The following is a 22,970-nucleotide window of genomic DNA, read 5'->3' as shown; positions in this document are numbered from 1 at the left end:
TAGCAAATGACAATGGATACGGAGCGACGTGCAGGGCGGCCAAACGAGCACGGAGGTAAATTTAGAGTATACCGGCCAGCAAGGTGGCGATGCCGAGAAAGCTGAAGAAGCCGGCGATATCGGTGACGGTGGTCAGCAGGATGCTGGAGGACTGGGCCGGGTCCTGGTCCAGCGACTGCAGGATCAGCGGGATGGCAGCCCCGGCAACGCCGGCAATCACCATCGACAGCACCATCGCCACGCAGATCACCAGCGCCAACCCCTGCGAACCGCTCCAGACCCAGACCCCGGTGGCGGTCACCAGCGCCACCGTCACTCCGTTGAACAGGCCGACCGAGGCCTCTTTCAGCAACAGCCGGCGCCAGTGGCGAATACCGATCTCGCGCAACGCCAACGCCCGCATGGTGACCGCCAGCGCCTGGGCACCGGTGTTGCCCGACTGGCCGGCGACCACCGGCAGCAGCACCGCCAGCGCGGTGAACTGGGCGATGGTGCTCTCGAAAAAGCCGACCACCGAGGCGGCCAGAAACGCGGTCAGCAGGTTGATCTGCAGCCAGGGCAGTCGCTTGCGCACCGAGAACGAGACCTTCGACAGCGCCCGCTCCTCCTTGCCGACCCCGACCATGGTCTGCAATTTGGCGCTGGCTTCGTTTTCCACCGCCACCAGCAGCGAGTAGGTGCGCACCACGCCGATCAGCTGGCCGTCGAGGTCAACCACCGGCAGGTCGGTCAGCCGGTAGTTGTCCATCATCGCGACCACCTCCTCGCGGGACGCCAGCGCATTGACCACCGCCGTCACCGGCTGCATCAGCGATTCCAGCTGGGCGGCCGGGCCGGCCAGCGCCAGCGCCTGCACCGCCACCACCCCGGCCAGCCGGGTATCGTCGTCAACCAGGAAGATATGGCGCAGATCCTTGCGCGGCCAGCCCCGCAACCGCTGCAACGCCTCCCGGACACTCATCTGCGGTCGCAGCTGCAGGACGCGCGGGTCCATCAGCGCACCGGCGGAGTCCGGTGGGAACGACAGCAGGTTGCTGAGTTCACGGGCAACAGTGGCATCCAGCTGGCTGAGCAGCTGACGCTGGCGCTCCGGCTCGAAACTGGCCAGCCAGGCGGCGCTACGGTTGGGGTTGGCCCGCTGCAGCAGTTCATCGAGCTGAGCCTGCGGCAACTGGGTCAGCCAATGGGCGGCGATATCCGGTACCAGTCGCTCCCAGACCGGCAGCGCCGTTTTGAGCGGCAGAGCGCCGAGGATCTCCAGCCCCTGGGCAGCCGGCAGCTGCTCCAGCACCCGCGAAGCTTCGGCGGGGTACTGTTCAATATAGGCACGGTGTAGAACACCGAGCGCTTGCTCCGGTTCAGCCAGCACGATCGTCCTCCCTCCTTCTGCCGTCATCGGGCTGCATCAGCAGCAACAGGCTACCGGTGGCGGACCAGAGCAGTTCGGCCAGATCGAGCAGCGAGTCGCCCGCCACCGGAGCCTCCTGTGCCGGGCTATCGTTCAGCGCGTCCACCATCCGCTGCTGGCGCAGCACGCCGAGAAAGACTCCCTTACGGTCCACCACCGGTGCCAGGGTTTCGCTGAACCAGATCGGGTGCTGCTCGATCGCACTTAGCGGCGTCTTGGCGGTAAAAACCTGGGGCGCTGGCTGCATCAACGTGACCAGTTTGTCGCGCCGGTTGGCCAGCAGCAGATCCTGCACCGCCACCTGGCCCACCAGCCGCTGTTGGCCATCGAGCACGAAGACCAGCTGCTGCAGATGCTGGGGCACCGCCCGCAACAGCCGCAGTGCTTCGTCAACCCGGATATCGGCCGGCAGGGTGGTCGGTTGCGGGTCCATGGTGGCGCCCACCGACCCCTCCGGAAAGCCCTGCACCAGCCGCAATGCCAGGAACACCGGCATCGGCAGCTGGCGCATCAGGGCGTCATGCTGCGGCTGTTCGATCAATTGCATCAGCGGCACGCTCTGCGCGGTGGGCAGCAACGCCACCAGTGCCGCCGCCTTGCCGGCCGGCAACCGCTGCAGACACTGAGCTGCCAGCGGCGACGGCAGGTATCGCAGCAAACGGGCGGCGGTACGCTCGGGAGTCTTCACCAGCAGCGCAGTCAACTCGTCGGCTTCCAGCCCGGCCAACACCCGGGCCGCCTGCTCCGGATGGGCTTCCATCATGCCGAGCGCCAACGGATCAGTCATCGACCTGCTCTCCATCCAGCAGCAGCGTCACCTGCTCGTTGAACAACCGGGCCGGCACCAGCGCCCGCCCCTGCGCGGTATCCAGCAGCACTGTACTGCCGGTCAGTTCGAGGATCTCGCCCTCCAACTCGGCCACCCGTACCCGCTGGCCGACCCGATAGCGCTTGCGCAGCTGCTGGCTGGCCAGGATATTGCCAACCTGCTGGCTGGCGCCGAGGCCGAATGCCAGTGCCAGACCGCCCAAAACCGCGGCGAACGCCAGGGTCACCACGTTGACCAGCAGGCTGATATCCAGCCCCAGCTGGCCGATACCGAGCACGAAGGCGAACACCAGAACCAGCAGCTGGCCGGCCCGGCTCAGCACCGCCGCCTGCTTCAGGTTGCGGCTGCGCGCCGCCGCGTCGATCAGGTCATAGACCAGCCCGCCAAGCAGATAGCCGGCAAAGATGATCAAAAGGCCGGTAATCAGTTCGGGCAGATAGGCGATAAAGCGGCCGAGCCAGTCGGACAGCCCCGGCAGCCCCAGCGGTTCGGCCGCCGCGGCGATGAAAAACAGGATCACCAGCCAGTACAGGCCGTTGGCCACCAGCGCCGACGCTGGCTTGCGCAGCGGCAGAGCAGCCCCGGCCTTGCCGGGCTGCAGCCGGGACAGCAGCCGGTCGATGCCGTTGCCGAAGCTGAGCACCAGGCGGCGCAGCAGCCGGGCCAGCAGCCAGCCCAGCAGCAACAGCAGCAGCGCTGTTACCAGGTCAGGAAGATAGGCGGCCAGCGCCTTGACGAATTCCGTCCAACTGGCCTTGAGCAGTTGTGGTAGCGAGTTCAGGGTATCCATCGTGCCTGATCGACCTCCATATGCGGCCACGGGTGCACATGGACTCAGTTAAGACGCTGCCGGCCAATCTCGCCACTTCAAAGTCCGCTGGGACACTGTTAGCTTGCAGCTGATAGCCTGTAGCTTGCAGTGTCCTAAGGGGCATAAAAAGGTCCATCGCGGGTTAGCGAGAAACATCTACCTCAAGCGAACCAACGCCGCATGGGCACAAGAAACGTGCCCACCCTACAATGCTTGCAGCTTGTAGCCTGCGGCTCCCCAGGAATCGTCGAAGAACCATAAGAAAGCCCCGGAAGAGATTCCCGGGGCTTTGCTTTGCCGTGCATGTTCAATGTGCGCAGAACGGAATCAATGCTTGATCTCGATATGCTTGCTTTCGGTCTTGGCCTGCGCCAGTTTCGGCAGGGAGACGGTCAGCAACCCGTTCTTGAAGGTGGCCGCGATCTGGGTTTTGTCTACGCTGTCCGGCAGACTCAGCATCCGCTTGAAGCCGCCCCAGGCGCATTCACGGCGATGGTAATCGCCTTTCTCTTCGCTGGTCTCCCGCGTTTTCTCACCCCTGATAATCAGGGTATCGCCGGACAGGTCGATATGCAGGTCCTTCTCCTCGACCCCCGGCACCTCGACCGCAATCTCGAACCGCTCGGCCAGTTCCTTGATATCCACCCGTGGCTGGATCATGAATCCGCCTTCACCGGTCATCGGGGTCGCTTCCATCCGTGCCGGCGCACCGAGTTCATGCATCATTTCGTCGAAGAACCGGTCAACTTCCTGATGCAGCCGCGCCATCCGTTTGAACGGATCGCCACCGTAGTATTCAGCCGGCATCATGCTGGCACCCTGAGCACCCTCTTTCTTGAACCAGTTCCAGGGAGTTAGTTCGCTTAATTTCATGTCACACCTCCTGAATCAAAAGGAATGACCTGACAAACTGACGGGCCGTTCAGGATCTCCGGTCCGCCCGGGTCACCGGCCAGACGTCGCATGCGCGCCCCCCGGCCGATCTATCTGTAGCCGCCGGGATCCGCTAAAGCGCCCCGGCAGCAGGCCACTTGGCGAACGGCCGTATTCGCCCCCCGGACCTTATGCGGCCAACCCGGCCTGCGGGTTTGCGTAGCTGTGATTCGGCGGTCCGGCGCTTCGGCGTACGGCCTTCGCATCTAATCCGATTGTGGCTATAAGCAAGTTTAGTTCAGCCGGCATCGCTGTCATCGGCAGAAGCCGTTTAATTACGGGGCCTTAAGCGGTCAGCATGGGGCCCCGAGAGGAACTTCAGACGATGCTCGACTGGCTGAAACCAGGTAAGTCAGCCATAAAAAAAGCGAACCGGCCTGCGCAGGTTCGCTTTCTTTTTGAGCTATCAAATGGCTGGCGTAACGCCGGGGAATCAGAGGTTATCGAGGCCCTTTTCAACCATCGCCACGGCACGGAACATCGCCCGCCCCTTGTTCATGGTCTCCTTCCACTCCAACCGCGGCTGGGAATCCGCCACCACGCCGGCGCCGGCCTGGATATGCAGGGTGTTGTCCTTGATCACCGCGGTGCGAATGGCGATCGCGGTATCCATATTGCCGTTCCAGGACAGGTAACCGACCGCGCCGCCATAAACGCCGCGCTTGACCGGCTCCAGTTCGTCGATGATCTCCATCGCCCGCACCTTGGGCGCGCCAGACAGGGTACCGGCCGGCAGCGTGGCGCGCAGCACGTCCATCGCGCTGAGGCCCGGCTTGAGCCGGCCCTTGACGTTGGAAACGATATGCATCACGTGGGAATAACGCTCGACCACCATCTTGTCGGTCAGTTCGACGCTGCCGATCTCCGAGACCCGGCCGGCGTCATTGCGGCCCAGATCGATCAGCATCAGGTGTTCGGCGATCTCCTTCGGATCGGCCAGCAGCTCCGCTTCCAGCGCCTGGTCCTCTTCGTCGGTATGACCACGGCGCCGGGTACCGGCGATCGGCCGCACCGCCACTTCACCATCCTCCACCCGCGCCAGGATCTCCGGCGACGAGCCGACCACGTGGAAATCGCCCAGGTTCAGGATGTACATGTAAGGCGATGGGTTCAGGCAGCGTAGCGCCCGGTACAGGTCCAGCGGCTGGCGGTCGAACGGGATCGACATCCGCTGGCTGATCACCGTCTGCATCACGTCGCCGGCCAGTACGTACTCCTTGATCTTCTCCACCGCGTCCTTGAACGCCTGCTCGCCGAAGCTGGACTTGAACTCGGCCTCGTGCACCTCGCGGCGCGGCTGGGGGTTGTCGTGCGGAGTGGCCAGTCGCAGCCGGGTGACCAGTTCTTCCAGCTTCAGCTGGGCCTGGTCGTAGGCGTCCTCCTCCTGAGGATCGACATGGCAGATCAGCAGCAGCTTACCGGTCAGGTTGTCGAACACCACCAGCTCGTCAGACACCATCAGCAGGATATCCGGGGTGCCGATATGATCGTCCGGCGTGCTGTCGCGCAGCCGTTTCTCGACGTAGCGTACGCAGTCATAACCGAAGTAACCGACCAGTCCGCCATTGAAGCGCGGCAGGTCGGGCAGGTCCGGCGCCTTGAAGCGCTGCTGGAACTGCTCGACAAAGACCAGCGGGTCCTCCATCTCGGTCTGCTCGACCAGCTCGCCGTCGGTATAGAGCTCGATCCGCTGACCGAACACCTTCAGCACACTGCGGCACGGCAGGCCGATGATCGAGTATCGGCCCCACTTCTCGCCGCCCTCGACCGATTCCAGCAGGTAGCTGTACGGCGAGTTGGCGAGTTTCAGGTAGGTGGAAAGCGGCGTATCGAGGTCGGCCAGCACCTCGCGTACCACGGGAATACGGTTGTACTGCTGGCTGGCCAGTTCGGCAAACTGTTCGGGGGTCATGACTGTCTCTCTCGGACCGGAAAACGGAAAACTAACGATGGCTTGGCAAATGAGGCGATGCTGGCTTGACCCACAACGCCCCGGATCAGTTACGCCATCGCCATCGCTCACCCACGTAGGGCGCGCGAGGGTCGGTACCGCTGTTCTGGAGGGAGAGCAATGTATTCACGGCGGATGCGTTCACACAGGTTTACAAACTGTTTGCACTGCACCTTATAGCAGCGGCGGCGGTGAATCAACCGCCGCCGCATTTACAGTGGAATGGCAAACCGGCAGCTCAGCCAAGCGGTCGTTGCTCGACCGCTTCGGTCACCGGCGCCTTGCACAGTCGCAGCATCAGATAGCCGGCCACCGCCGACAGCATGGAGCCGAGCAGGATTGCCAGCCGGTCGGCACCGCCGAACAGATCCCCCATCCCCTCGTAGGCCAGCGAGTCGATGAACAGGCTCATCGTGAAGCCGACCCCGGTCAGCAGGGAGACGCCGTACAGCACCCGCCAGTTGACCTGATCCGGCAGGCTTGCCAGGCGCAGTTTGACCGCCAGATAGCTGAACAGGAATACCCCGATCTGCTTGCCGAAGAACAGCCCGGCCATGATCCCCATCGGTACCGGCAGCAGCAGCTGAGACAGCGACATCCCGGCCAGCGACACGCCGGCATTGGCGAATGCGAACAGCGGCAGGATGAAGAACGCCACCCAGGCATGCAGCTGGTGCTCCAGCCATTTCAGCGGCGAAAAATCGGAACCCTTGATCTTCATCGGGATCGCGAACGCCAGCGCCACGCCGGCCAGGGTGGCGTGCACGCCGGATTTCAACACACTGATCCAGAGCACCACGCCGACCAACACGTAGGCGGCGATCCGCACCACGCCAAGCCGGTTCATCAGGGCCAGTACCACCAGACAGATACCGGCCAGCACCAGGGACGCGACCGACAGATCACTGGTATAGAACACCGCGATGATCACGATCGCGCCCAGGTCGTCCATGATCGCCAACGCCATCAGGAACAGCTTGGCCGCCGCCGGTACCCGGTTGCCGAGCAGCGACAGCACGCCCAGCGCAAAGGCGATATCGGTGGCGGTGGGGATCGCCCAGCCGCGCAACGTGGTGGGATCACCGGCATTGAACAGGTAGAACACCAGCGCCGGGACCAGCATGCCGCCTAACGCGGCGATCGCTGGCAGCGCCATCTTGGAACGGTCGGACAGCTGGCCAACCAGCGCCTCGCGCTTGACCTCCAGACCGACCAGCAGGAAGAAGATCGCCATCAGGCCGTCGTTGATCCACAACAGCAGCGGCTTGGCCAGTTCCAGCGGCCCCACCCGCACCTCGACCGGCAGGCGCAACACCCAATCGTAGATGCCGGTCAGCGGTGTATTGGCCATCAGCATCGCCAAGACCATCGCCGCGATCAACAAGATACCACTAGCCGATTCCAATCGGATGAATGCCTGTAATGCCTTCATAGCGTATCCCTCAAAAAAAACCCCGGACAGGCCGGGGTGGGTAATGCATAGTGATAAGAGCCTGCTGGTATGAGTCTCAGCAGCCAGACCTTTACGGGGAGACCTAAATCTCAAGACCCAGTATACTGCCCGCTTTCATCAGTAAAATTCGAATTTAATTTAGCATATATTCGTATTTATCGAACCATGCTGCATCATCTGAACTTCAAACACCTGCGTTACTTCCTGGTCGTCGCTCAGGAGGGCTCCATTGCCCGCGCCAGCGAAACCCTGAATTTAACACCGCAGACCATCTCCGGCCAGCTTAAGCTGCTGGAGGAGAGCCTCGGCACCGCGCTGTTCGAACGCAGCGGACGTCGCCTGGCGCTGACCGAAGCGGGCCAGCGGGCGCGCGACTATGCCGAGCAGATCTTCGCGATGGGCGAGGCATTACAGGAACAGCTTAGCAATCCGCTGCCAACCCGGCGACTTTTCAACGTCGGTATCGCCGACGTGCTGCCCAAGCTGATCGCCTACCGCTTACTGGAACCGGCGCTGGAGCTGGAGGACCCGGTCCGTCTGGAGTGCCGCGAAGGTAGCATGGAAACCCTGCTGGCCGACCTGGCCGCCCATCGGGTGGACATGGTGCTGACCGACCGGCCGGTGGATGCCGGTTTCCATGTCCGGGCTTACAACCACCTGTTGGGCGAATGCGGCCTGTCATTGTTCGCCTGCGATGCGCTGGCCCGCAAGTTCGGCGGTGATGTTCCCCGCTCGCTGAACGGCGCGCCGCTGTTGATGCCGACCAGCGATACCATGATCGGTGCCAGCCTGATGAAGTGGTTCGACGTTCAGGGGCTGCAACCGCAGGTGGTGGTGGAGTGTGTCGATCACGCCCTGCTGGGGACCTTCGGTCAGGCCGGCAAGGGGATATTCTGCGGCCCGGCGGTGCTGGAAGCGGAGATCGAGCGGCAGTTCAACGTCAGCAGGATCGGCCGGATCGATTCGATTCGCGAGCGCTTCTACGCGATCTCGCTGGAGCGGCGGATCAGCCACCCGGCGGTACTGGCGGTCACCAATACCGCCCGCCGGGTGCTGGACCAGATCGAGCAGGAACCCTGAGCAGGCCGCTCAGAGCAGCTGGTCGAGCCGCTCGACCAGCAGGTCCGGCTTGCTGACGGCGATCGGCTCGCCGTGGTTGTAGCCGTAGGGCACGCAGGCCACCGGGCAGCCGGCGGCACGGGCGGCACGCAGGTCGTTGACCGAGTCGCCAACCATCAGGGTATCGGCCGGGCCGCTGCCGAGCTGCCGCATCGCCTGCAGCAGCGGTGCCGGGTCCGGTTTCTTGACGCTCAGCGAATCGCCACCCAGCACGCACTGGAAATAGTCGCTCAGGCCAAAGCCGGCCAGCATCGGCTCGGTGAAGCGCATCGGCTTGTTGGTCACCACCGCCAGTGCGATGCCACGCTGACGCAGGCCGTCGAGGCAGTCCAATACACCGGGGTAAAGCGTGCTGAAGCCGCTGGTGTGCTCGCCGTAGAACTGCAGGAACAGTCGGTAAGCGCGATCGAACTGCGCATCCTCAGCCACCCCATCCAGTGACAGCTGACCACAGAGCGCCCGCTTGACCAGCAGCTGGGCGCCGTTGCCGACCCACTGGCGCACCCGCGCCTCGCCAGCTTCCGCCCGGCCCAACTCAACCAGCATCCGGTCCACCGCCTGAGCAAGATCGGGCACGCTGTCCACCAGGGTGCCGTCCAGGTCGAACAGCACCGCTTTCGGATCGCGGCCGTCGAACAGCGTCCGCATCGGGCTTACACCTTGGCCTGGGCCAGTTCGGCGCGCATCGCGTCGATGGTGGCCTGGTAATCGTCGGTGTTGAAGATCGCGGAGCCGGCCACGAAGGTATCGGCACCCGCCTCGGCGATCTCGCGGATATTCTGGATGCCGACGCCGCCGTCGATCTCCAGCCGGATGTCGTAGCCGCTGGCGTCGATCAGTTCGCGCGCCTGACGCAGTTTATTCAAGGTGCCCGGGATGAACTTCTGGCCGCCGAAGCCCGGGTTGACCGACATCAGCAGCACCATGTCGACCTTGTCCAGCACGTACTCCAGGTGGCTCAGCGGGGTGGCCGGGTTGAACACCAGGCCGGATTTGCAACCGCCGTCGCGGATCATCTGCAGCGAACGGTCGATATGTTCGGAGGCCTCCGGGTGGAAGGTGATGAAGCTGGCACCGGCCTCGATGAAGTCGCCGATCATCCGGTCGACCGGCTTGACCATCAGGTGCACGTCGATCGGCGCACTGACACCGTGCTTGCGCAGCGCCTTGCAGACCATCGGGCCGATGGTCAGGTTCGGCACGTAATGGTTGTCCATCACATCGAAGTGGACGTAGTCGGCGCCCGCCGCCAGTACGTTATCCACCTCCTCCCCCAGACGCGCGAAGTCGGCGGAGAGGATCGAGGGAGCAATTTTGAAGTCGGCCATGGAGGTCTCTTTTCTGTCAGTGGAAGCGAACAGAGCGTCGCCAGGAGTGCCAAGCGGACTGCGCTCTTTGAAGGTGGCTATTGTACCCAAGCGACCGGCGACTGCCAGCGGTGCTTGCCTGACCCAGCCCGCTTGCCGATAATCAGCCGCATGATCAAGCCGCTGCCCTTTATACCCCTGCTGCTGTCGTTGCTGGTCGCCCTGCCGGCGGCGGCGGCCGATGGCGACGCCGAACCGGCGCCCACCGAACAGACCGCCCCCGCTGCCGCCCCGGCCGAACCGCCGCGACCGCCGCGACCGCGCAGCGAGCCCGACCCCGACGCGGCCAAGGTCGCCGAGCTGGCCAAGGCACTGGAGCCGCGCACCCAGGTGCTCTGGCTGCCGATCGGCGAAATACCGGCGCTGGCCCTCTACCAGCCGCAGGGCAGCGGCCAGCTGCACGGCTCGGTGATCCTGTTCCATGACGACCAGACCCACGCCGACTGGCCGAACCTGGTCCGCCCGCTGCGGCTGGGGCTAGCCGATAAAGGCTGGGATACGCTGTCGCTGCAACTGCCCAAACCACCGCATACACCGCTGCCGAAGCGCACCCTGCCCAGCCAGTCCAGCCTGAAACCGACAGCCGGCGAAAACGATGGCGATGGCGCCGATCCAGCAGAAGCCGGCGACAACGACAGCGCGGTAGCGATGCCATCCAGCACAGCGGCCGCAACCGAACCGCCGGTCAGCGAACCGCCACCCCCGCCGGGCCCCAGCTACGACCAGCGGGTGATGGATGCCGGCAATGCGGCGGTCGCCCAATTGCAGCAGAACCCGGGCCGGCTGGTGATTCTGGGCATCGGCAGCGGTGCGGTCTGGGCCGCCGCCTTCGCAATGCAGTTGGACGAGGCGCTGGAGGCCGATCTGGTGATGGTCGATGCCCGCCAGCCGCAACACCCCGACGTGCCCGACCTGATGATGTTGCTACCACAGCTTCGCGGCACCGTGCTGGATCTCTACCATGGCGAGCCACTCGCCGATGACCGCCAGCCGACCAGCCCGGCCGAACGTCAGCGACTGGCGAGGCGGGAAAAACTGACCAACTACCACCAGAGCCGGATGCCGCTGCAGCCCGACAACTGGAAGCAGCGCAACAAGTGGATTCTGTCGCGGGTACGCGGTTATATGACCCGCTATCTGCTGGAGGCGGAGAAGAACGGCGCGCGTCCGAAACCGCGGATGGATGAACAGCCGAAGATGGAACTGGGGCCGGGACAGGCGCGTAAGCCGGCGATATGAGGGTGAGTTAACAGTGACAAGTTGACAGATTACAGAGCGCAAACACCAACTCGCCGGTGCAATCTGCCTAGTCTCTGTAAACTGTTAACTGATTGGGAAATTACCAAGTACGTAGAACCCACCCCAGTCTTCAGCGCCTGGAGGCCGCTTCGATCAGCCGTAAACTGTTAACTCACAACTGTTAACTCTTACCCGCCTTTCTCGCCTGGCGAATGCGGTCGTAGGCGGCCTGGATCTCCTGGGCCTTCTCCTTGGCCAGCGCCATCATCTCCTCCGGCAACCCCTTGGCCACCAGCTTGTCGGGGTGATGCTGGCTCATCAGCCGGCGATACGCCTTTTTCAGCTCGGCATCGCTGACATCGGGGCTGACACCCAGCACGCCGTAGGCGTCTTTCAGCAACTGATCCGGCGACACGCCGCCGTGCCCACCGCCGGCATGGCGGTGGAAGGACTGCTGGGCCTGCATCCGGGCGATCAGCGCCTCCATCTCCAGCCGGCTCAGTTTCAGCTGCTGACAGACTTCGCCGATCAGCGCCTGCTCGGCGGCGGAGATCTGGCCGTCGGCCAAGGCCGCCTGCAGCTGGATCTCGATAAAGGCCAGCTTCACCGCCGGCTGCAACTGCAGCAGCGTCGCCAACGGTGTCAGCACCGAGGCGATATCGAAGTCGGCCTGTTTACCCTCGTTGAACAGCTCGATCGCCATCCGCCGACGGTTGTCGTCCAGCCGCATCTGGGCCATCACCTGGCGGGCGAACTCGATCTCGTTCTCGGTCACCCGACCGTCGGCCTTGGCCAACTTGCCCATCACCGTGAAGGTGGCACGGAAAAACGCCTCCTGCGGATGGTACTTGCGCATCGCGCCGCGCAGGCTGCGCGACAGCCAGTAGCCCAACCCGGCACCGAACAGCAGGCCGAAGGCGCCGCCACTCCACAGGCCGATCAGGCCACCTAACAGGATGCCGGTGGTGTGCTGCCTGAACGCCACTGCCAGCTTACCGCCAAGCGCGGCGGGGTTATCAAAGGTCTTCAATCCGTCCCTCCCGCACCGCCCGGTCGACCTCGTCCAATCGCGCCGGGGTGCCTATATCGCGCCAGTAGCCGTCGAAATGCTCGCCACTGACCCGGCCCTGAGTCATCGCCTCACGCAGCAAGGGCGCAAGCGGTGCCGGTCCCGCCGGCAGGCCATCGAACAACCGCGCCGACAACAGACTGATGCCGCTGAAGGTCAACCGATCGGCGCCATCCAGCTGAACCTTGTCCAATTGCAGGGAGAAATCGCCAGCCGGGTTGTGTTCCGGGTTATCCACCAGCACCAGGTGGGCCAGCCCGTCGAGCCGGCTCGGCAGCCGCCCGAACGGGTAGTTGCTGAACAGGTCGCCATTGACCACCAGGAACTGGTCGTCGCCGTCGGCGGTCAGCAGCGGCAGCGCCCGCTGGATGCCGCCGGCGGTCTCCAACGGCTCGCCCTCCGGCGAATAGTGCAACCGAACGCCGTAACGGCGGCCATCGCCCAGTGCCTGCTCGATCTGCTCGCCGAGCCAGGCATGGTTGATCACGATATCGTGGATTCCGACCGCCGCCAGTCGCTCGATGTGGTATTCGATCAGCGCCTTGCCGGCTACCGGTAGCAACGGTTTGGGGGTGGTCAGGGTCAGCGGCCGCATCCGGGTGCCCAGGCCGGCGGCTAGGATCATCGCCCTCACAGCCGGCGCTCCAGCATCTCGCGGTAGGGCGCGAACTCTTCATAGCGCGCCAGTACGTCACGGACGAAACCGATAAAGCGTGGCAATAACTCCAGGTAGGCCGGCTTGTCATCGCGGTAGCAGAGCCGCGCGAAACGGCCGACGATCTTCAGATTGCGCTGCAGGCCGGTCCAGTCGCACCAGCGCTGCCACTGCTGCGGCGACACCTCGACGCCAATTGCCTGGCGGGCCTGTTCCATCCACTGCTCCAGCTGCGGCCGTGGCCAGCTCAGATAGCGGTCCCAGACCAGCGAGGCGAAATCGTAGGCCAGCGGGCCGACCACTGCGTCCTGGAAGTCGATCACCCCGACCTCGCCGCCGGGGGTGCGCATCAGGTTGCTGGACATGAAGTCGCGGTGGACGAACACCTGCGGCTGTTCGGCGGCGGCATCCAGCAGCAATCGACAGAACGCCTGCCACTGCTGACGTTCCCGCTCATCGAACTGCACGCCGGTGTGGTGGCCCAGGTACCAGTCGGGGAACTCGTCCATCTCCCGTTGCAGCAGAGCCTCGCTGTACAGCGGCAGCCCGTCGGTGCTGACGGCGGTGGCCAACCGCTGCAGCACCGGCATGAATTCACCCATATACTGCTCGCCATTGTGCGCCGTGATCAGCTGGCGGTAGAGGGTGTCGCCCAGGTCATCCAGCAGCATGAAGCCCTGCTGCAAATCATAGGCATGTACCTTCGGCACCCGCAGGCCGGCATCGGCCAGCCGACCGGCAATCTCGACGAAGGGTGCCGAATTCTCCTTGTCCGGCGGTGCATCGACCGCGATCCAGCTGGCCCCGCCTGCATTCAGCCGGAAATAGCGCCTGAAGCTGGCGTCGCCCGATACCGGCGACAGCGGCGCTTCGGCAGCGGCCGGTTGACCCAACGTTATAAATTGATCGGTCAGCCAGCTGCACAGCTGGTCCTGGCGATGATCCATGCAATCCTGTCCTCATCGTTCAAAGCGAATCCCCCACTGCAACCGCAGGCAACGGCCCGGTCGCAGCGAGATCTGGCGTGTGCGCGATTGTAACACCGGCCATCACTGAACGCCGAACGGCATCCGTTGTCCCACCGCAACCCGTACCGCCGTCGGACTGGCAAATTACGCCAGATCCTTTATCATTCCTCGCTTTATCGGACATATCACGGCCCCGGTGGAGCCGGGTCACCCAGGGATTCAACCGTTAATGCCTTTCACACCGCGCACCTCACTGACGCTGAGCCTGGCGATCGCCGGCATCACCGCGTCAACCGGCGGCCTTGCCGCCTCTCCGAACGAACACGAGATGGCCTGGACCTGTACCATGCAGGGCGACGGCGAGTGGCAGTGTGACGTTAACGACGCCCCTGAACCGGCCGCACAGCCGGAAGCCGACGTAGCCAGCCGCCAGCCGCAGCCGGACGCTAACGCACCGGCAGCTGCGGAAACGACTGCTGCCGAACAGCGCCAAACAGCAACCGAACAACAACCGACCGAGCAGCTGACGAGCAAAAAAAGCGAGCCGGCCAAGATCGAAGCCGCGCCGGCAGCGATCGCCGTGCAGCGCCCGCAACTGCTAAGGCAGCCCGAACCTCGGCAGCTCAGCCGCCCACAGCTCGGCCGCCCACAGCTCGGCCGCCCACAACCAAATCGCCCGGCCACCGCACCGCAAGCCACGGCCGCAGCCACCAGCGACAGCTGGGACTGCCATGCCGAGAACGGCGACTGGGTCTGCCAGGCCGGTACCCCCAGCGCGCTGGCGACCGGCGGCAGCCAACCCGGCGCGGTGCAGCCGGGTACGCCCCAGCTGGCCGGCAACCCGACCGAGTGGCAGTGCGAAGCGGGCAGCGACGGCAACTGGGACTGCAACCAGCAGCAGGTCGCCCTGCCCGGCCAGCCACTCGGTGTCGAAGGCAGCGCCGTCGCCCAGGCCGAGGCAGTACCGACCGGTCAATACAGCCACCTGGACTGGATCACCGATCCCAACGCCGGCCTGTGCCGCGGCTACTACCTGGTGCCGCAGTTCAACGAGCTGGACGCGGTCGACAATCCGCCGCTCTACCTGGAAGCGTTGCAATCCTCCACCCAGCTGGGCGGGCTGACCCGGCTCGAGGGCGGCGTCAAGGTGCAGCAGGAACAGCGCCTGCTGAGTGCCGACTACGCCGAATATGACCAGGTCACCAGCAAGGCCAGCCTGCAGGGCGATGTCAGCTTCCGCGAACCGGGGGTGCTGCTGCGCGGCGACACCGCCCAGGCCGACATCGAGACTGGCGAGACGATCTTCACCAATGCCCAGTACGTGATGCACGAGCGCCACCTGCGCGGCGAGGCGGGCCGGATCATCCGCCTGCAGGACGCCCGCATCCGTATCGAGGACGGCAGCTATACCTACTGTCCGCCGGGCGTAGAGAGCTGGCAGCTGCATGCCGACAACATCATGCTGGATAAAGAGGAAGGCTTCGGCACCGCCCGCGACATGGTGCTGGAGGTCGGCAGCGTGCCGATCCTCTACCTGCCGTACGTGACCTTCCCGATCGACGATCGCCGCAAATCCGGCTTCCTCTACCCGTCGATCAGCGTTACCGGCGACAACGGGCTGGACCTGGCGGTGCCCTACTATTTCAACCTGGCGGCCAACTACGACGACACCCTGACGCCGCGGATCGTCAGCGAACGCGGCATGATGCTGGAGAACGAGTTCCGCTACCTGAACCGCCGCTCTTACAACGTACTGAACACCTCCTGGCTGTCGAATGACGATAAGCGCGGCAATAACCGCTGGCTGCTCGGCATCGAACACGAAAACCGTGACACCGGCCGCTGGGACACCGAGATCGACTTTACCCGGGTCAGCGACGACGACTATTTCGACGACCTCGACACCACCCTGTCGGTGGCCCGTCACGACCACCTGAACCAGCGTGGCGAGATCGGCTACTGGGGCGACGGCTGGAACGCCCGCCTGCGGGTGCACGGCTTCCAGACCATCTCCGACGACGACTCGCCGTACGAGGTGATGCCGCAGTTCTACGTGCAGGGTTCCGAAGGCTGGAACGGCATGCAACTGGACTACTTCGCCGAGGCGGTCAGCTTCGACCGCGACCTCAGCGGCCTGACCGGCGCCGACCGGATTACCGGCGAGCGTTTCCACCTGATGCCGACGCTGAGCTACAACTGGCGCCGCCCCTGGGGTTACCTGAAACCGGCGGCACGACTGTGGCACAGTAGCTACCAGCTCGACGACCAGTTGAGCGGCCTGGATGACCAGCCCAGCATCAGCGTGCCGGTGCTCAGCCTGGACAGCGGCCTGATCTTCGAACGGATGCTGGACAACGGCGGCCAGCAGACCCTGGAACCGCGCCTGTTCATGCTGTACGCCAGCGAGGAGAACCAGGACGAGATCCCCGATTTCGACACCGCCGAACTGGATTTCGACTACCGCTCACTGTTCCGCTTCAACCGCTTCTCCGGCCGCGACCGGATTGGCGATGCACAACAGGTTTCGCTGGGGGTCACCAGCCGCTGGATCGAGCCGAACGGCTACGAGCGGGCCCGCTTCAGCATCGGTCAGGCCTACTACCTGGCTGACCGCGAAGTACAGCTGAGCAGCAGCACCCCGGCCGAAACCAGCGGCCAGTCCGATATCGCCTCGGAAGCGGTCTGGCATTTCAACCATTACTGGCGCGGTACCGCCGACCTGATCTTCGACGAGCAGTTCGACAGCCAGAAAACCAACCTGAAACTGAGCTACCAGAGCGATCTGGATCACCGTTTCAACTTCAGTTACCGTTTCGAAGAAGACGCCCGCGAGCAGATCGACAGCTCGCTGATCTGGCCGCTCGGCCGTCAGTGGAGCCTGCTGGGCCGCTGGCAGCACGACATTCAGGACAGTGAAAACCTGGAAACCCTGCTCGGCCTGGAATACGAGAGCTGCTGCTGGAGCGTGCGCTTCGCCGCCCGCCGCTGGCTGGACGACACCGACAACACCGATAGTGGCTTCTACCTGCAGTTCTACCTGAAAGGCCTCGGCGGTCTCGGCAGCGGCAGCGGCAGCTACCTCGACGACATCATTGGTTTTAGAGAACGTGAAGAACAGAAAAATGACTAACTTGCGTCATCGCATCGCCATGGCGCTGGCCGGCGCCGGCCTCGCCCTCTCCGTCCAGGCCGCTCCGGTACCGATCGACGCCGTGGTGGCGATCGCCAATGACGACATCATCCTGCAGAGCGAGCTGGCCCAAAAGACCGCCCTGATCACCGAACAGCTGCAGGCCCGCGGCACCCGCCTGCCGCCGGACGACGTACTGCGCAGCCAGATCCTCGAGCGGATGATCATCGAAAGCCTGCAGATGCAGGTCGGCCAAAGCCAGGGGATCCGGCTGTCCGACGAGCGGCTGAACATGGCGGTCGAGCGGGTCGCGTACGGCAACAACATGACCCTGGAACAGTTCCGCCAGGCGCTGATCGCCGAAGGCGAAGACTACGCCCAGGTGCGCGAGCAGATCGGCCGCGAAGTGTTGCTGCAGCAGATCCAGCAAGCCAACGTCGGCCGCCGCATCCGGGTCTCCGACCAGGAACTGCGGAACTACCTGGAGTCGGAACAGGGCCAACAGGGCAGCCAGGCCGATTACCTGCTCAGCCATATCCTGATCGACATTCCGCCGCGCGCCAATCCGGAACTGATCCAGCAGGCGGAAAAGGAAGCGCAGGCACTGTACCGCCAGCTGGTTGACGGCGCCGACTTCGCCGAACTGGCGACCGCCCACTCCGACGCCCCCAACGCCCTGAAGGGCGGCGACCTGGGCTGGCGCAAGGCCAACGAGATTCCGGAAGCGCTGGCCAAGGCGGTGCGGCCGCTGCAGGCGGGCCAGTTCAGCAGCCCGATCCGCACCAGTAGCGGCTTCTACATCGTTCAGGTACGTGACAAGAAAGGCGGCGCGGTGCAGCTGGTCGACCAGACACTGGTCTCCCATATCCTGCTGAAACCAAGCGAGATCCGTACCTCGGCGCAGGCCAGGCAGCTGATCAGCCGGTTGTACAAGCGAATCAACGAGAACGGCGAGGACTTTGCTAAGCTGGCTAAAGAGTACAGCGACGATCCGGCCAGCGGTTCGGAGGGCGGTGACCTGGGCTGGGCCCAGAACGGCCAGATGGTGCCGGCGTTCGAGAACATGATGAACAGCACCCCGACCGGCCAGGTATCCAAGCCGTTCGAGTCGCGCTTCGGCTGGCATATTCTCTGGGTACGTGACCGCCGACAACAGGACCTGGGCGAAGAGATGCTGGAAAGCCAGGCCCGGGAGGCGATCCGCAAGCGTAAATTCAACGAAGAGCTGGCCAACTGGCTGCGCGAACTGCGCGCCGAGGCTTTTATCGAGATTAAAAGGTAACCGCTGAGTGAGCGCTAAACGACTGGCAATTACCGCTGGCGAACCGGCCGGCATCGGCCCGGATCTCTGCATCCAGGTGGCCCAGCAGTCCCACCCCCACGAGCTGGTGGTGGTCGCCGACCCCGATCTGCTGCGCGAACGGGCCGCCGCACTGAACCTGCCGCTGCATATCGAGCTGTTCGATGCCGACGAGGCGCCGCGGCCGAGCCAGGCCCGCAGCCTGACCGTACTGCCGGTCAAGCTGCGCGCCCAGGTCAGCGCCGGCCAGCTGGATCCGCGCAACGCCGAGTATGTGCTGGATACGCTGCGGGTCGCTACCGAGGGCTGCCTGGACGGCCGCTTCGACGCATTGGTCACCGCCCCGGTTCACAAGGGGGTGATCAACGACGCCGGCATTCCGTTCAGCGGTCACACCGAATTCCTCGAAGCGCTGACCGGCAGCGACAAGGTGGTGATGATGCTGGCCACCGAGGGACTGCGGGTGGCGCTGGTCACCACCCACCTGCCACTGCGAGCGGTCGCCGACGCCCTCACCCCGGCGCTGCTGGGCCAGGTGATCGACGTACTGCAGCAGTCGCTGAAGCAGGATTTCGGCCTACCCGATCCGCACATCCTGGTCGCCGGCCTGAATCCGCATGCCGGCGAAGGCGGCCACCTGGGCCGCGAAGAGATCGAGGTGATCGAACCGGTGCTGGCCGACTGGCGCGGCAAGGGGCTGGCGCTGGAAGGGCCGCTGCCGGCCGACACCCTGTTCAACGAAAAATACCTGCAGCGTGCCGATGCGGTACTGGCGATGTACCACGACCAGGGGCTACCGGTGCTGAAATACAAGGGCTTCGGCCGGGCGGTCAATATCACCCTGGGGATGCCGATCATCCGCACCTCGGTCGACCATGGCACCGCACTGGAGCTGGCCGGCACCGGCCAGGCTGATAACGGTAGCCTGTTGACCGCGATCGATTACGCCGCCACCATGGCGAGCCACCGTCACGCCGACCACTGAGCGAATATGAGCAAACGTTCCCCGATGCACCAGGCCCGCAAACGTTTCGGGCAGAATTTCCTGCATGATGCCGGCATCATCCGCCGTATCATCTCCGCCATCGCACCGCGCAAATCCGACCACCTGGTCGAGATCGGCCCGGGCCTCGGCGCGCTGACCGAAGAACTGCTGGATGCCGCCGGCGCACTCGACGCGATCGAGCTGGACCGCGACCTGCCGCCGATCCTGCGCTCCAAGTTCTTCAACTACGGCGACAAGTTCCGCATCTTCGAAGAGGATGCGATGAAATTCGACTTCCGCATGCTGCAGGACGATGATCGGCCGCTGCGGGTGGTCGGCAATCTGCCCTACAACATCTCCACCCAGCTGATCTTCCACCTGCTCAGGCACAGCGACTGCATCCTGGATATGCACTTCATGCTGCAGAAAGAGGTGGTCGACCGGATGGCCGCCGGGCCCGGCGAGAACAACTATGGTCGCCTGGGCATCATGGCGCAGTACTTCTGCAAGGTGGAGAAGCTGTTCGTGGTGCCGCCGGGCGCCTTCAACCCGGCCCCCAAAGTCGATTCGGCGATCATCCGGCTGACCCCGTACCAGCAGCTACCGGTCGAGGCGCAGGATGTGGCGATGCTGGAACGGGTGGTCCGCACCGCCTTCACCATGCGTCGTAAGACCCTGCGCAACAACCTCAAGCCACTGCTCAGCGGCGATGAACTGGAACAGCTCGGCATCGATCCGGGGCTGCGGCCGGAACGGTTGGCCTTGGCCGAGTTTGTTAGAATTAGCGATTACCTGAGCAATAAAAACGACAACCCGAACGAAGAATCTGAATGAGCGATATCAATCTGGGTGACAACGTGCAGATCCAGGTCGAGAGCCGTTACCAGCCCGACCAGTCGGATCCGGAGAGCAAGCGGTTCGTGTTCTCCTACCATATCACCATCACCAACCATAACGACCAGCCGGTCAAGCTGCTGAGCCGGCGCTGGCTGATCGTCGACGGCGATCAAAAGGTGCAGGAGGTCGAAGGCGAAGGGGTGGTCGGTGAACAACCGGTGATCGAACCGGAAGACAGCTACAGCTACACCAGCGGTGCAGTGCTGGCCACCAGCGTCGGCAGCATGCAGGGTCACTACAATATGCAGGCCGATGACGGCGAGGATTTTGTCGCCCCGATCGCGCCATTCACCCTGGCACAACCGAACGCACTGCATTAGTCCACAGCAGGCAGCGGTAAGCGACAAGCTTAAAGCAGCCTGCCCCTCCCACTCCCTCGCTGTGGCGCCGCCCGGATCAACCGGGCTGCCAGCCATCGCTGACCACGATATCCAGCAACGCTTCGACCGCATCCTCCAACCGGCCATTATTGTCGATACGACGGGTTTGCGGCGGCAGCTGGGTGGCCAGCCGAGCATGATGCGCCAATCGCTGCTCGATCTCCGCATCCGATTCACGACCGCGCTGGCGCAGCCGCTGGCGCAATCGTGAGGCATCCACCTCGACCAGCACCGGCACCAATTTCGGATAGCGACGGATCGCCTCGGCCAGGTGGGCGCGCGATCCGTTAACCAATACGTTGATCCCCTTGGCGAGCCATTGCTCGATCTCGCTACCGATGGCGTAGCGGTAACCGTGCGACTGCCACTGCATGGCGAACATTCCCAGTTCCGCCCGCATGTCGAACTCCGCCTCGCTGAGCTGGATATGGTTCTCGCCACCGATATCGGCCGCCCGGGTGATATAACGATGGGCCACGGTACAACGGTGATGCGGCAGCAAGCGTTTGCGACAGCCCGCCAGCAAGCTGTCCTTACCGGAGCCGGATGCGCCGATCAGGTAGAACAGGGTACCGCTCATAGCGACATCTCCGCCGCCACAATCACAATTGCCATCTCATACCCATGCCCGATAAAACGTTGCAGAATAAGCCCGTGTGCCGCTAATCGTTCGTCTATACTGCAGCAGCAGGACAGTATCCCCCCTCTGCAAGTCGATGATTTTTTGAGGAAACTCAATTGCATCTGGCGCTGAGAGGTCTAAATTTCTACAGGGTGGAACCGAGAGACACTGCCAAACCACCTCGGCACCCTTTACGCAACCGCACAAATATCTAATATACAGTACCGAAAGCTGTTCTATCATCAGTAGACTCAGCATTATCGTTTTAGTGCAAACGCCTAACAGTAATGGATTGGTGCTTCATGATGAAGCGCCCAGCAGGGACCAAGGTAATGGCCGAACGGAAGAAATTCTCAATACTGCTTGTGACCGCCAAACGGCAGGATTTCGAGACGCTGGGTAACCTGGTCAAACGCCATTTCAGCAATTTTTTCTGGGCGAAAAGCGAACAGGCCGCACTGGACACCATCCGCAAGCAGCAGATAGACGTCTTGCTGCTGGCACTCGATACCGTGCAGGAGAGCGAAGTTTATTACCTGCACCTGATTCGCGCCGACCGCAATATCGAAAATATGATTGGCCATACCATGGTACTGTGCAACAAGGAGGAGGTGCAGCAGGCCTTCCATATCTGTCACAAGGAGATCTTCGACGACTATTTCATCGCCCGACCGCTGTACGACCCGTACCACCTGCTACTGCGTCTGCGGGCGATCCGCCGCCAGCGGACCGACAACCGCCAGCCGATGCAAGCCCCCGGCAGCCCAGAGGAGCTGTGCGATTACCTGGACAATGTCCTGCTGTCCAGCAAGCAGTTGGACAACCTCAATGAGCGAAGCCTGGAAAAGCTGTATCAAGCCGTCAGTCACTCGATGGAGCGGCTGAAGGATCACCTGTTGCAGCACGAACACCTGATGCCCAGTGCCGATCCAGGCGTCGTCAGCCAGGCGATCGACCAGTTCGCCCACAATGACCTGCTGCCACCGGTGAAAGCCCAGGGTGAAGACAACCGCCGCGAGGCCAAGGCTATCCTGCAGCACCTGGTGCAAGCCACCGAGCAGAAGCTTGCTACGGTGAACAATGGCGCCGGCCGGCGCACCAAGGTCACCAGCCGCGAACTGATCAACCAGTTGTGCGAAGAAAACAACCTGTCACCATCTGACGCCCGCTCGCTACTGGGCGACCTGCTTAAATCCAGCAAGAAGGGGCAGGCCACGCTGGACCAGATCAGCAGCGACAACCTGGACCAGATCAGCAGCGACAACCTGGACCAGATCAGCAGCGACAACCTGGAGCCCCAGCACGGCATCCTGATCATCGAGGACGAGCAGGAACATCTGTCCACCATCAATGAGATCCTGGCCCGTGCCGGCTTCGTCACCTATCCGGCGATCAGCGGTACGGACGCACTGAACAAGATCGACGACTGGCTGCCGTCGATCGCCATGGTCGACCTGACGCTGCCTGACATGAGCGCACTGCATGTGCTGTCACGCATCAAGAACAACCCCAAGTTGAAGAACACCAAGATCATCGTGATGGCCAAGCCAAAGCATCGCGAGCAGATTCAGGAAGCGATCAAGGTGGGTGTCAACGAGGTGATGCTCAAGCCGGTCGACAAGGAGTTGCTGCTGTACAAGGTCAACTACAATCTCAACCAGCCCGCCAGCGCAATGGCCGACTAGCGCTCAAGCCGACCAACGACAGCGCTGCGTAAAAAGTAAAATCGCCTATCAGCCGGCCCTCCCCCATCGGCCGGCCTCGCCGGGAGCGCGGATAGCCTGCGTTTCCGGCCGCCTTATAGAAAGTTGACTATATGCTCAATAAATCAGAGCCGTATGATGGAGTCCCTGC

General features: G+C 63.4%; 20 protein-coding genes. 8 read left to right on the top strand and 12 right to left on the bottom strand.

Annotated features, from left to right (window positions below; genetic code table 11):
• Nucleotides 1-61: 61 nt before the first annotated feature.
• The 6 genes from mgtE to nhaA all read right to left on the bottom strand — a co-directional run bounded on the left by mgtE (nt 62) and on the right by nhaA (nt 7,364).
• The gene (mgtE, locus tag K6T12_RS05755) at nt 62-1,369 is read right to left on the bottom strand and encodes a magnesium transporter (RefSeq protein WP_222220371.1); all 1,308 of its coding nucleotides are present in this window, start codon (nt 1,367-1,369) and stop codon (nt 62-64) included.
• Entirely contained in the window at nt 1,359-2,195 is an 837-nt protein-coding gene (locus K6T12_RS05750) for a magnesium transporter MgtE N-terminal domain-containing protein (protein WP_222220368.1), read from the bottom strand. The genes mgtE and K6T12_RS05750 overlap by 11 nt, the downstream gene beginning before the upstream one ends.
• Nucleotides 2,188-3,027, bottom strand: coding sequence for a mechanosensitive ion channel family protein (locus K6T12_RS05745; RefSeq protein ID WP_222220366.1), 840 nt, complete (start codon nt 3,025-3,027; stop codon nt 2,188-2,190). The genes K6T12_RS05750 and K6T12_RS05745 overlap by 8 nt, the downstream gene beginning before the upstream one ends.
• 348 nt (nt 3,028-3,375) lie before the next feature.
• Nucleotides 3,376-3,921, bottom strand: coding sequence for an Hsp20/alpha crystallin family protein (locus tag K6T12_RS05740; RefSeq protein WP_222220364.1), 546 nt, complete (start codon nt 3,919-3,921; stop codon nt 3,376-3,378).
• A 493-nt stretch (nt 3,922-4,414) separates the two neighbouring features.
• Nucleotides 4,415-5,893: an anthranilate synthase component I gene (gene trpE, locus K6T12_RS05735; protein ID WP_222220362.1), complete on the bottom strand. Its 1,479-nt coding sequence runs from the start codon at nt 5,891-5,893 to the stop codon at nt 4,415-4,417.
• 277 nt (nt 5,894-6,170) lie between these two features.
• Nucleotides 6,171-7,364, bottom strand: coding sequence for a Na+/H+ antiporter NhaA (gene nhaA, locus K6T12_RS05730; protein WP_222220360.1), 1,194 nt, complete (start codon nt 7,362-7,364; stop codon nt 6,171-6,173).
• A 186-nt stretch (nt 7,365-7,550) separates the two neighbouring features.
• On the opposite strand from nhaA, the gene nhaR reads away from it, so the two are divergent.
• Nucleotides 7,551-8,465, top strand: coding sequence for a transcriptional activator NhaR (nhaR, locus tag K6T12_RS05725; RefSeq protein WP_255611576.1), 915 nt, complete (start codon nt 7,551-7,553; stop codon nt 8,463-8,465).
• Between the two features lie 9 nt (nt 8,466-8,474).
• Here the strand turns inward: nhaR and K6T12_RS05720 are convergent, their stop codons facing one another.
• Together K6T12_RS05720 and rpe are read right to left on the bottom strand one after the other, a co-directional pair.
• Nucleotides 8,475-9,152 carry a phosphoglycolate phosphatase gene (locus K6T12_RS05720; RefSeq protein ID WP_222220358.1) on the bottom strand — a complete coding sequence of 226 codons (678 nt, stop codon included), beginning with the start codon at nt 9,150-9,152 and terminating at the stop codon, nt 8,475-8,477.
• Nucleotides 9,153-9,157: 5 nt separating this feature from the next.
• Nucleotides 9,158-9,832: a ribulose-phosphate 3-epimerase gene (gene rpe / locus K6T12_RS05715; protein ID WP_222220356.1), complete on the bottom strand. Its 675-nt coding sequence runs from the start codon at nt 9,830-9,832 to the stop codon at nt 9,158-9,160.
• 150 nt (nt 9,833-9,982) lie between these two features.
• Between rpe and K6T12_RS05710 the strand changes: the two genes are divergently transcribed.
• A complete protein-coding gene (locus K6T12_RS05710; protein WP_222220354.1) occupies nt 9,983-11,110 on the top strand; it encodes a DUF3530 family protein in 1,128 nt (375 codons plus the stop codon).
• Nucleotides 11,111-11,291: 181 nt separating this feature from the next.
• On the opposite strand, the gene djlA is transcribed toward K6T12_RS05710, so the two are convergent.
• The 3 genes from djlA to K6T12_RS05695 are packed head-to-tail and all read right to left on the bottom strand — an operon-like array spanning nt 11,292 to nt 13,781.
• A complete protein-coding gene (gene djlA / locus K6T12_RS05705) occupies nt 11,292-12,140 on the bottom strand; it encodes a co-chaperone DjlA (RefSeq protein WP_255611575.1) in 849 nt (282 codons plus the stop codon).
• On the bottom strand, nt 12,127-12,813 hold the full coding sequence (murU, locus tag K6T12_RS05700; protein WP_222220352.1) for an N-acetylmuramate alpha-1-phosphate uridylyltransferase MurU: 687 nt from the start codon (nt 12,811-12,813) through the stop codon (nt 12,127-12,129). The genes djlA and murU overlap by 14 nt, the downstream gene beginning before the upstream one ends.
• Entirely contained in the window at nt 12,810-13,781 is a 972-nt protein-coding gene (locus K6T12_RS05695; RefSeq protein WP_222220351.1) for an aminoglycoside phosphotransferase family protein, read from the bottom strand. Before K6T12_RS05695 ends, murU begins: the two co-directional genes overlap by 4 nt.
• A gap of 250 nt (nt 13,782-14,031) precedes the next feature.
• On the opposite strand from K6T12_RS05695, the gene K6T12_RS05690 reads away from it, so the two are divergent.
• Genes K6T12_RS05690 through apaG form a run of 5 tightly spaced genes read left to right on the top strand, consistent with a single transcriptional unit; the run spans nt 14,032 to nt 20,434 of the window.
• The gene (locus K6T12_RS05690) at nt 14,032-16,932 is read left to right on the top strand and encodes an LPS-assembly protein LptD (RefSeq protein WP_222220349.1); all 2,901 of its coding nucleotides are present in this window, start codon (nt 14,032-14,034) and stop codon (nt 16,930-16,932) included.
• Nucleotides 16,925-18,214, top strand: a complete 1,290-nt coding sequence (locus tag K6T12_RS05685) for a peptidylprolyl isomerase (protein WP_222220347.1) — start codon at nt 16,925-16,927, stop codon at nt 18,212-18,214. Before K6T12_RS05690 ends, K6T12_RS05685 begins: the two co-directional genes overlap by 8 nt.
• A 7-nt stretch (nt 18,215-18,221) precedes the next feature.
• Nucleotides 18,222-19,217 (top strand): 4-hydroxythreonine-4-phosphate dehydrogenase PdxA, encoded by a 996-nt coding sequence (pdxA, locus tag K6T12_RS05680; RefSeq protein WP_222220345.1) that lies wholly within the window; start codon nt 18,222-18,224, stop codon nt 19,215-19,217.
• 6 nt (nt 19,218-19,223) lie between these two features.
• Nucleotides 19,224-20,051 (top strand): 16S rRNA (adenine(1518)-N(6)/adenine(1519)-N(6))-dimethyltransferase RsmA, encoded by an 828-nt coding sequence (rsmA, locus tag K6T12_RS05675; protein WP_222220343.1) that lies wholly within the window; start codon nt 19,224-19,226, stop codon nt 20,049-20,051.
• Nucleotides 20,048-20,434, top strand: coding sequence for a Co2+/Mg2+ efflux protein ApaG (gene apaG / locus K6T12_RS05670; protein ID WP_222220341.1), 387 nt, complete (start codon nt 20,048-20,050; stop codon nt 20,432-20,434). Before rsmA ends, apaG begins: the two co-directional genes overlap by 4 nt.
• A gap of 76 nt (nt 20,435-20,510) precedes the next feature.
• Here apaG and phnN read toward each other — a convergent pair whose 3' ends face one another.
• A complete protein-coding gene (gene phnN / locus K6T12_RS05665) occupies nt 20,511-21,074 on the bottom strand; it encodes a phosphonate metabolism protein/1,5-bisphosphokinase (PRPP-forming) PhnN (RefSeq protein WP_222220339.1) in 564 nt (187 codons plus the stop codon).
• A gap of 374 nt (nt 21,075-21,448) precedes the next feature.
• Here phnN and K6T12_RS05660 point away from each other — a divergent pair, with 374 nt between their 5' ends.
• Complete coding sequence (locus tag K6T12_RS05660) at nt 21,449-22,801, top strand: response regulator (protein ID WP_222220337.1); 1,353 nt, start codon at nt 21,449-21,451, stop codon at nt 22,799-22,801.
• The last annotated feature ends 169 nt before the right edge of the window (nt 22,802-22,970 follow it).

The sequence above is a fragment of the Marinobacterium arenosum genome, from assembly GCF_019795155.1.
In the GTDB taxonomy this organism is placed as follows: Bacteria; Pseudomonadota; Gammaproteobacteria; order Pseudomonadales; family Balneatricaceae; genus Marinobacterium_C; species Marinobacterium_C arenosum.
This window is presented reverse-complemented; position numbering and strand designations above follow the sequence as displayed.

Excerpts from the sequence above, each read along its gene's own strand:
- K6T12_RS05750 (WP_222220368.1), bottom strand. The coding sequence starts at position 2,195 with ATGACTGATCCGTTGGCGCTCGGCATGATGGAAGCCCATCCGGAGCAG.
- K6T12_RS05745 (WP_222220366.1), bottom strand. The coding sequence starts at position 3,027 with ATGGATACCCTGAACTCGCTACCACAACTGCTCAAGGCCAGTTGGACG.
- K6T12_RS05740 (WP_222220364.1), bottom strand. The coding sequence starts at position 3,921 with ATGAAATTAAGCGAACTAACTCCCTGGAACTGGTTCAAGAAAGAGGGT.
- trpE (WP_222220362.1), bottom strand. The coding sequence starts at position 5,893 with ATGACCCCCGAACAGTTTGCCGAACTGGCCAGCCAGCAGTACAACCGT.
- nhaA (WP_222220360.1), bottom strand. The coding sequence starts at position 7,364 with ATGAAGGCATTACAGGCATTCATCCGATTGGAATCGGCTAGTGGTATC.
- nhaR (WP_255611576.1), top strand. The coding sequence starts at position 7,551 with ATGCTGCATCATCTGAACTTCAAACACCTGCGTTACTTCCTGGTCGTC.
- K6T12_RS05720 (WP_222220358.1), bottom strand. The coding sequence starts at position 9,152 with ATGCGGACGCTGTTCGACGGCCGCGATCCGAAAGCGGTGCTGTTCGAC.
- rpe (WP_222220356.1), bottom strand. The coding sequence starts at position 9,832 with ATGGCCGACTTCAAAATTGCTCCCTCGATCCTCTCCGCCGACTTCGCG.
- K6T12_RS05710 (WP_222220354.1), top strand. The coding sequence starts at position 9,983 with ATGATCAAGCCGCTGCCCTTTATACCCCTGCTGCTGTCGTTGCTGGTC.
- K6T12_RS05695 (WP_222220351.1), bottom strand. The coding sequence starts at position 13,781 with ATGGATCATCGCCAGGACCAGCTGTGCAGCTGGCTGACCGATCAATTT.
- K6T12_RS05690 (WP_222220349.1), top strand. The coding sequence starts at position 14,032 with ATGCCTTTCACACCGCGCACCTCACTGACGCTGAGCCTGGCGATCGCC.
- K6T12_RS05685 (WP_222220347.1), top strand. The coding sequence starts at position 16,925 with ATGACTAACTTGCGTCATCGCATCGCCATGGCGCTGGCCGGCGCCGGC.
- rsmA (WP_222220343.1), top strand. The coding sequence starts at position 19,224 with ATGAGCAAACGTTCCCCGATGCACCAGGCCCGCAAACGTTTCGGGCAG.
- apaG (WP_222220341.1), top strand. The coding sequence starts at position 20,048 with ATGAGCGATATCAATCTGGGTGACAACGTGCAGATCCAGGTCGAGAGC.
- phnN (WP_222220339.1), bottom strand. The coding sequence starts at position 21,074 with ATGAGCGGTACCCTGTTCTACCTGATCGGCGCATCCGGCTCCGGTAAG.
- K6T12_RS05660 (WP_222220337.1), top strand. The coding sequence starts at position 21,449 with ATGGCCGAACGGAAGAAATTCTCAATACTGCTTGTGACCGCCAAACGG.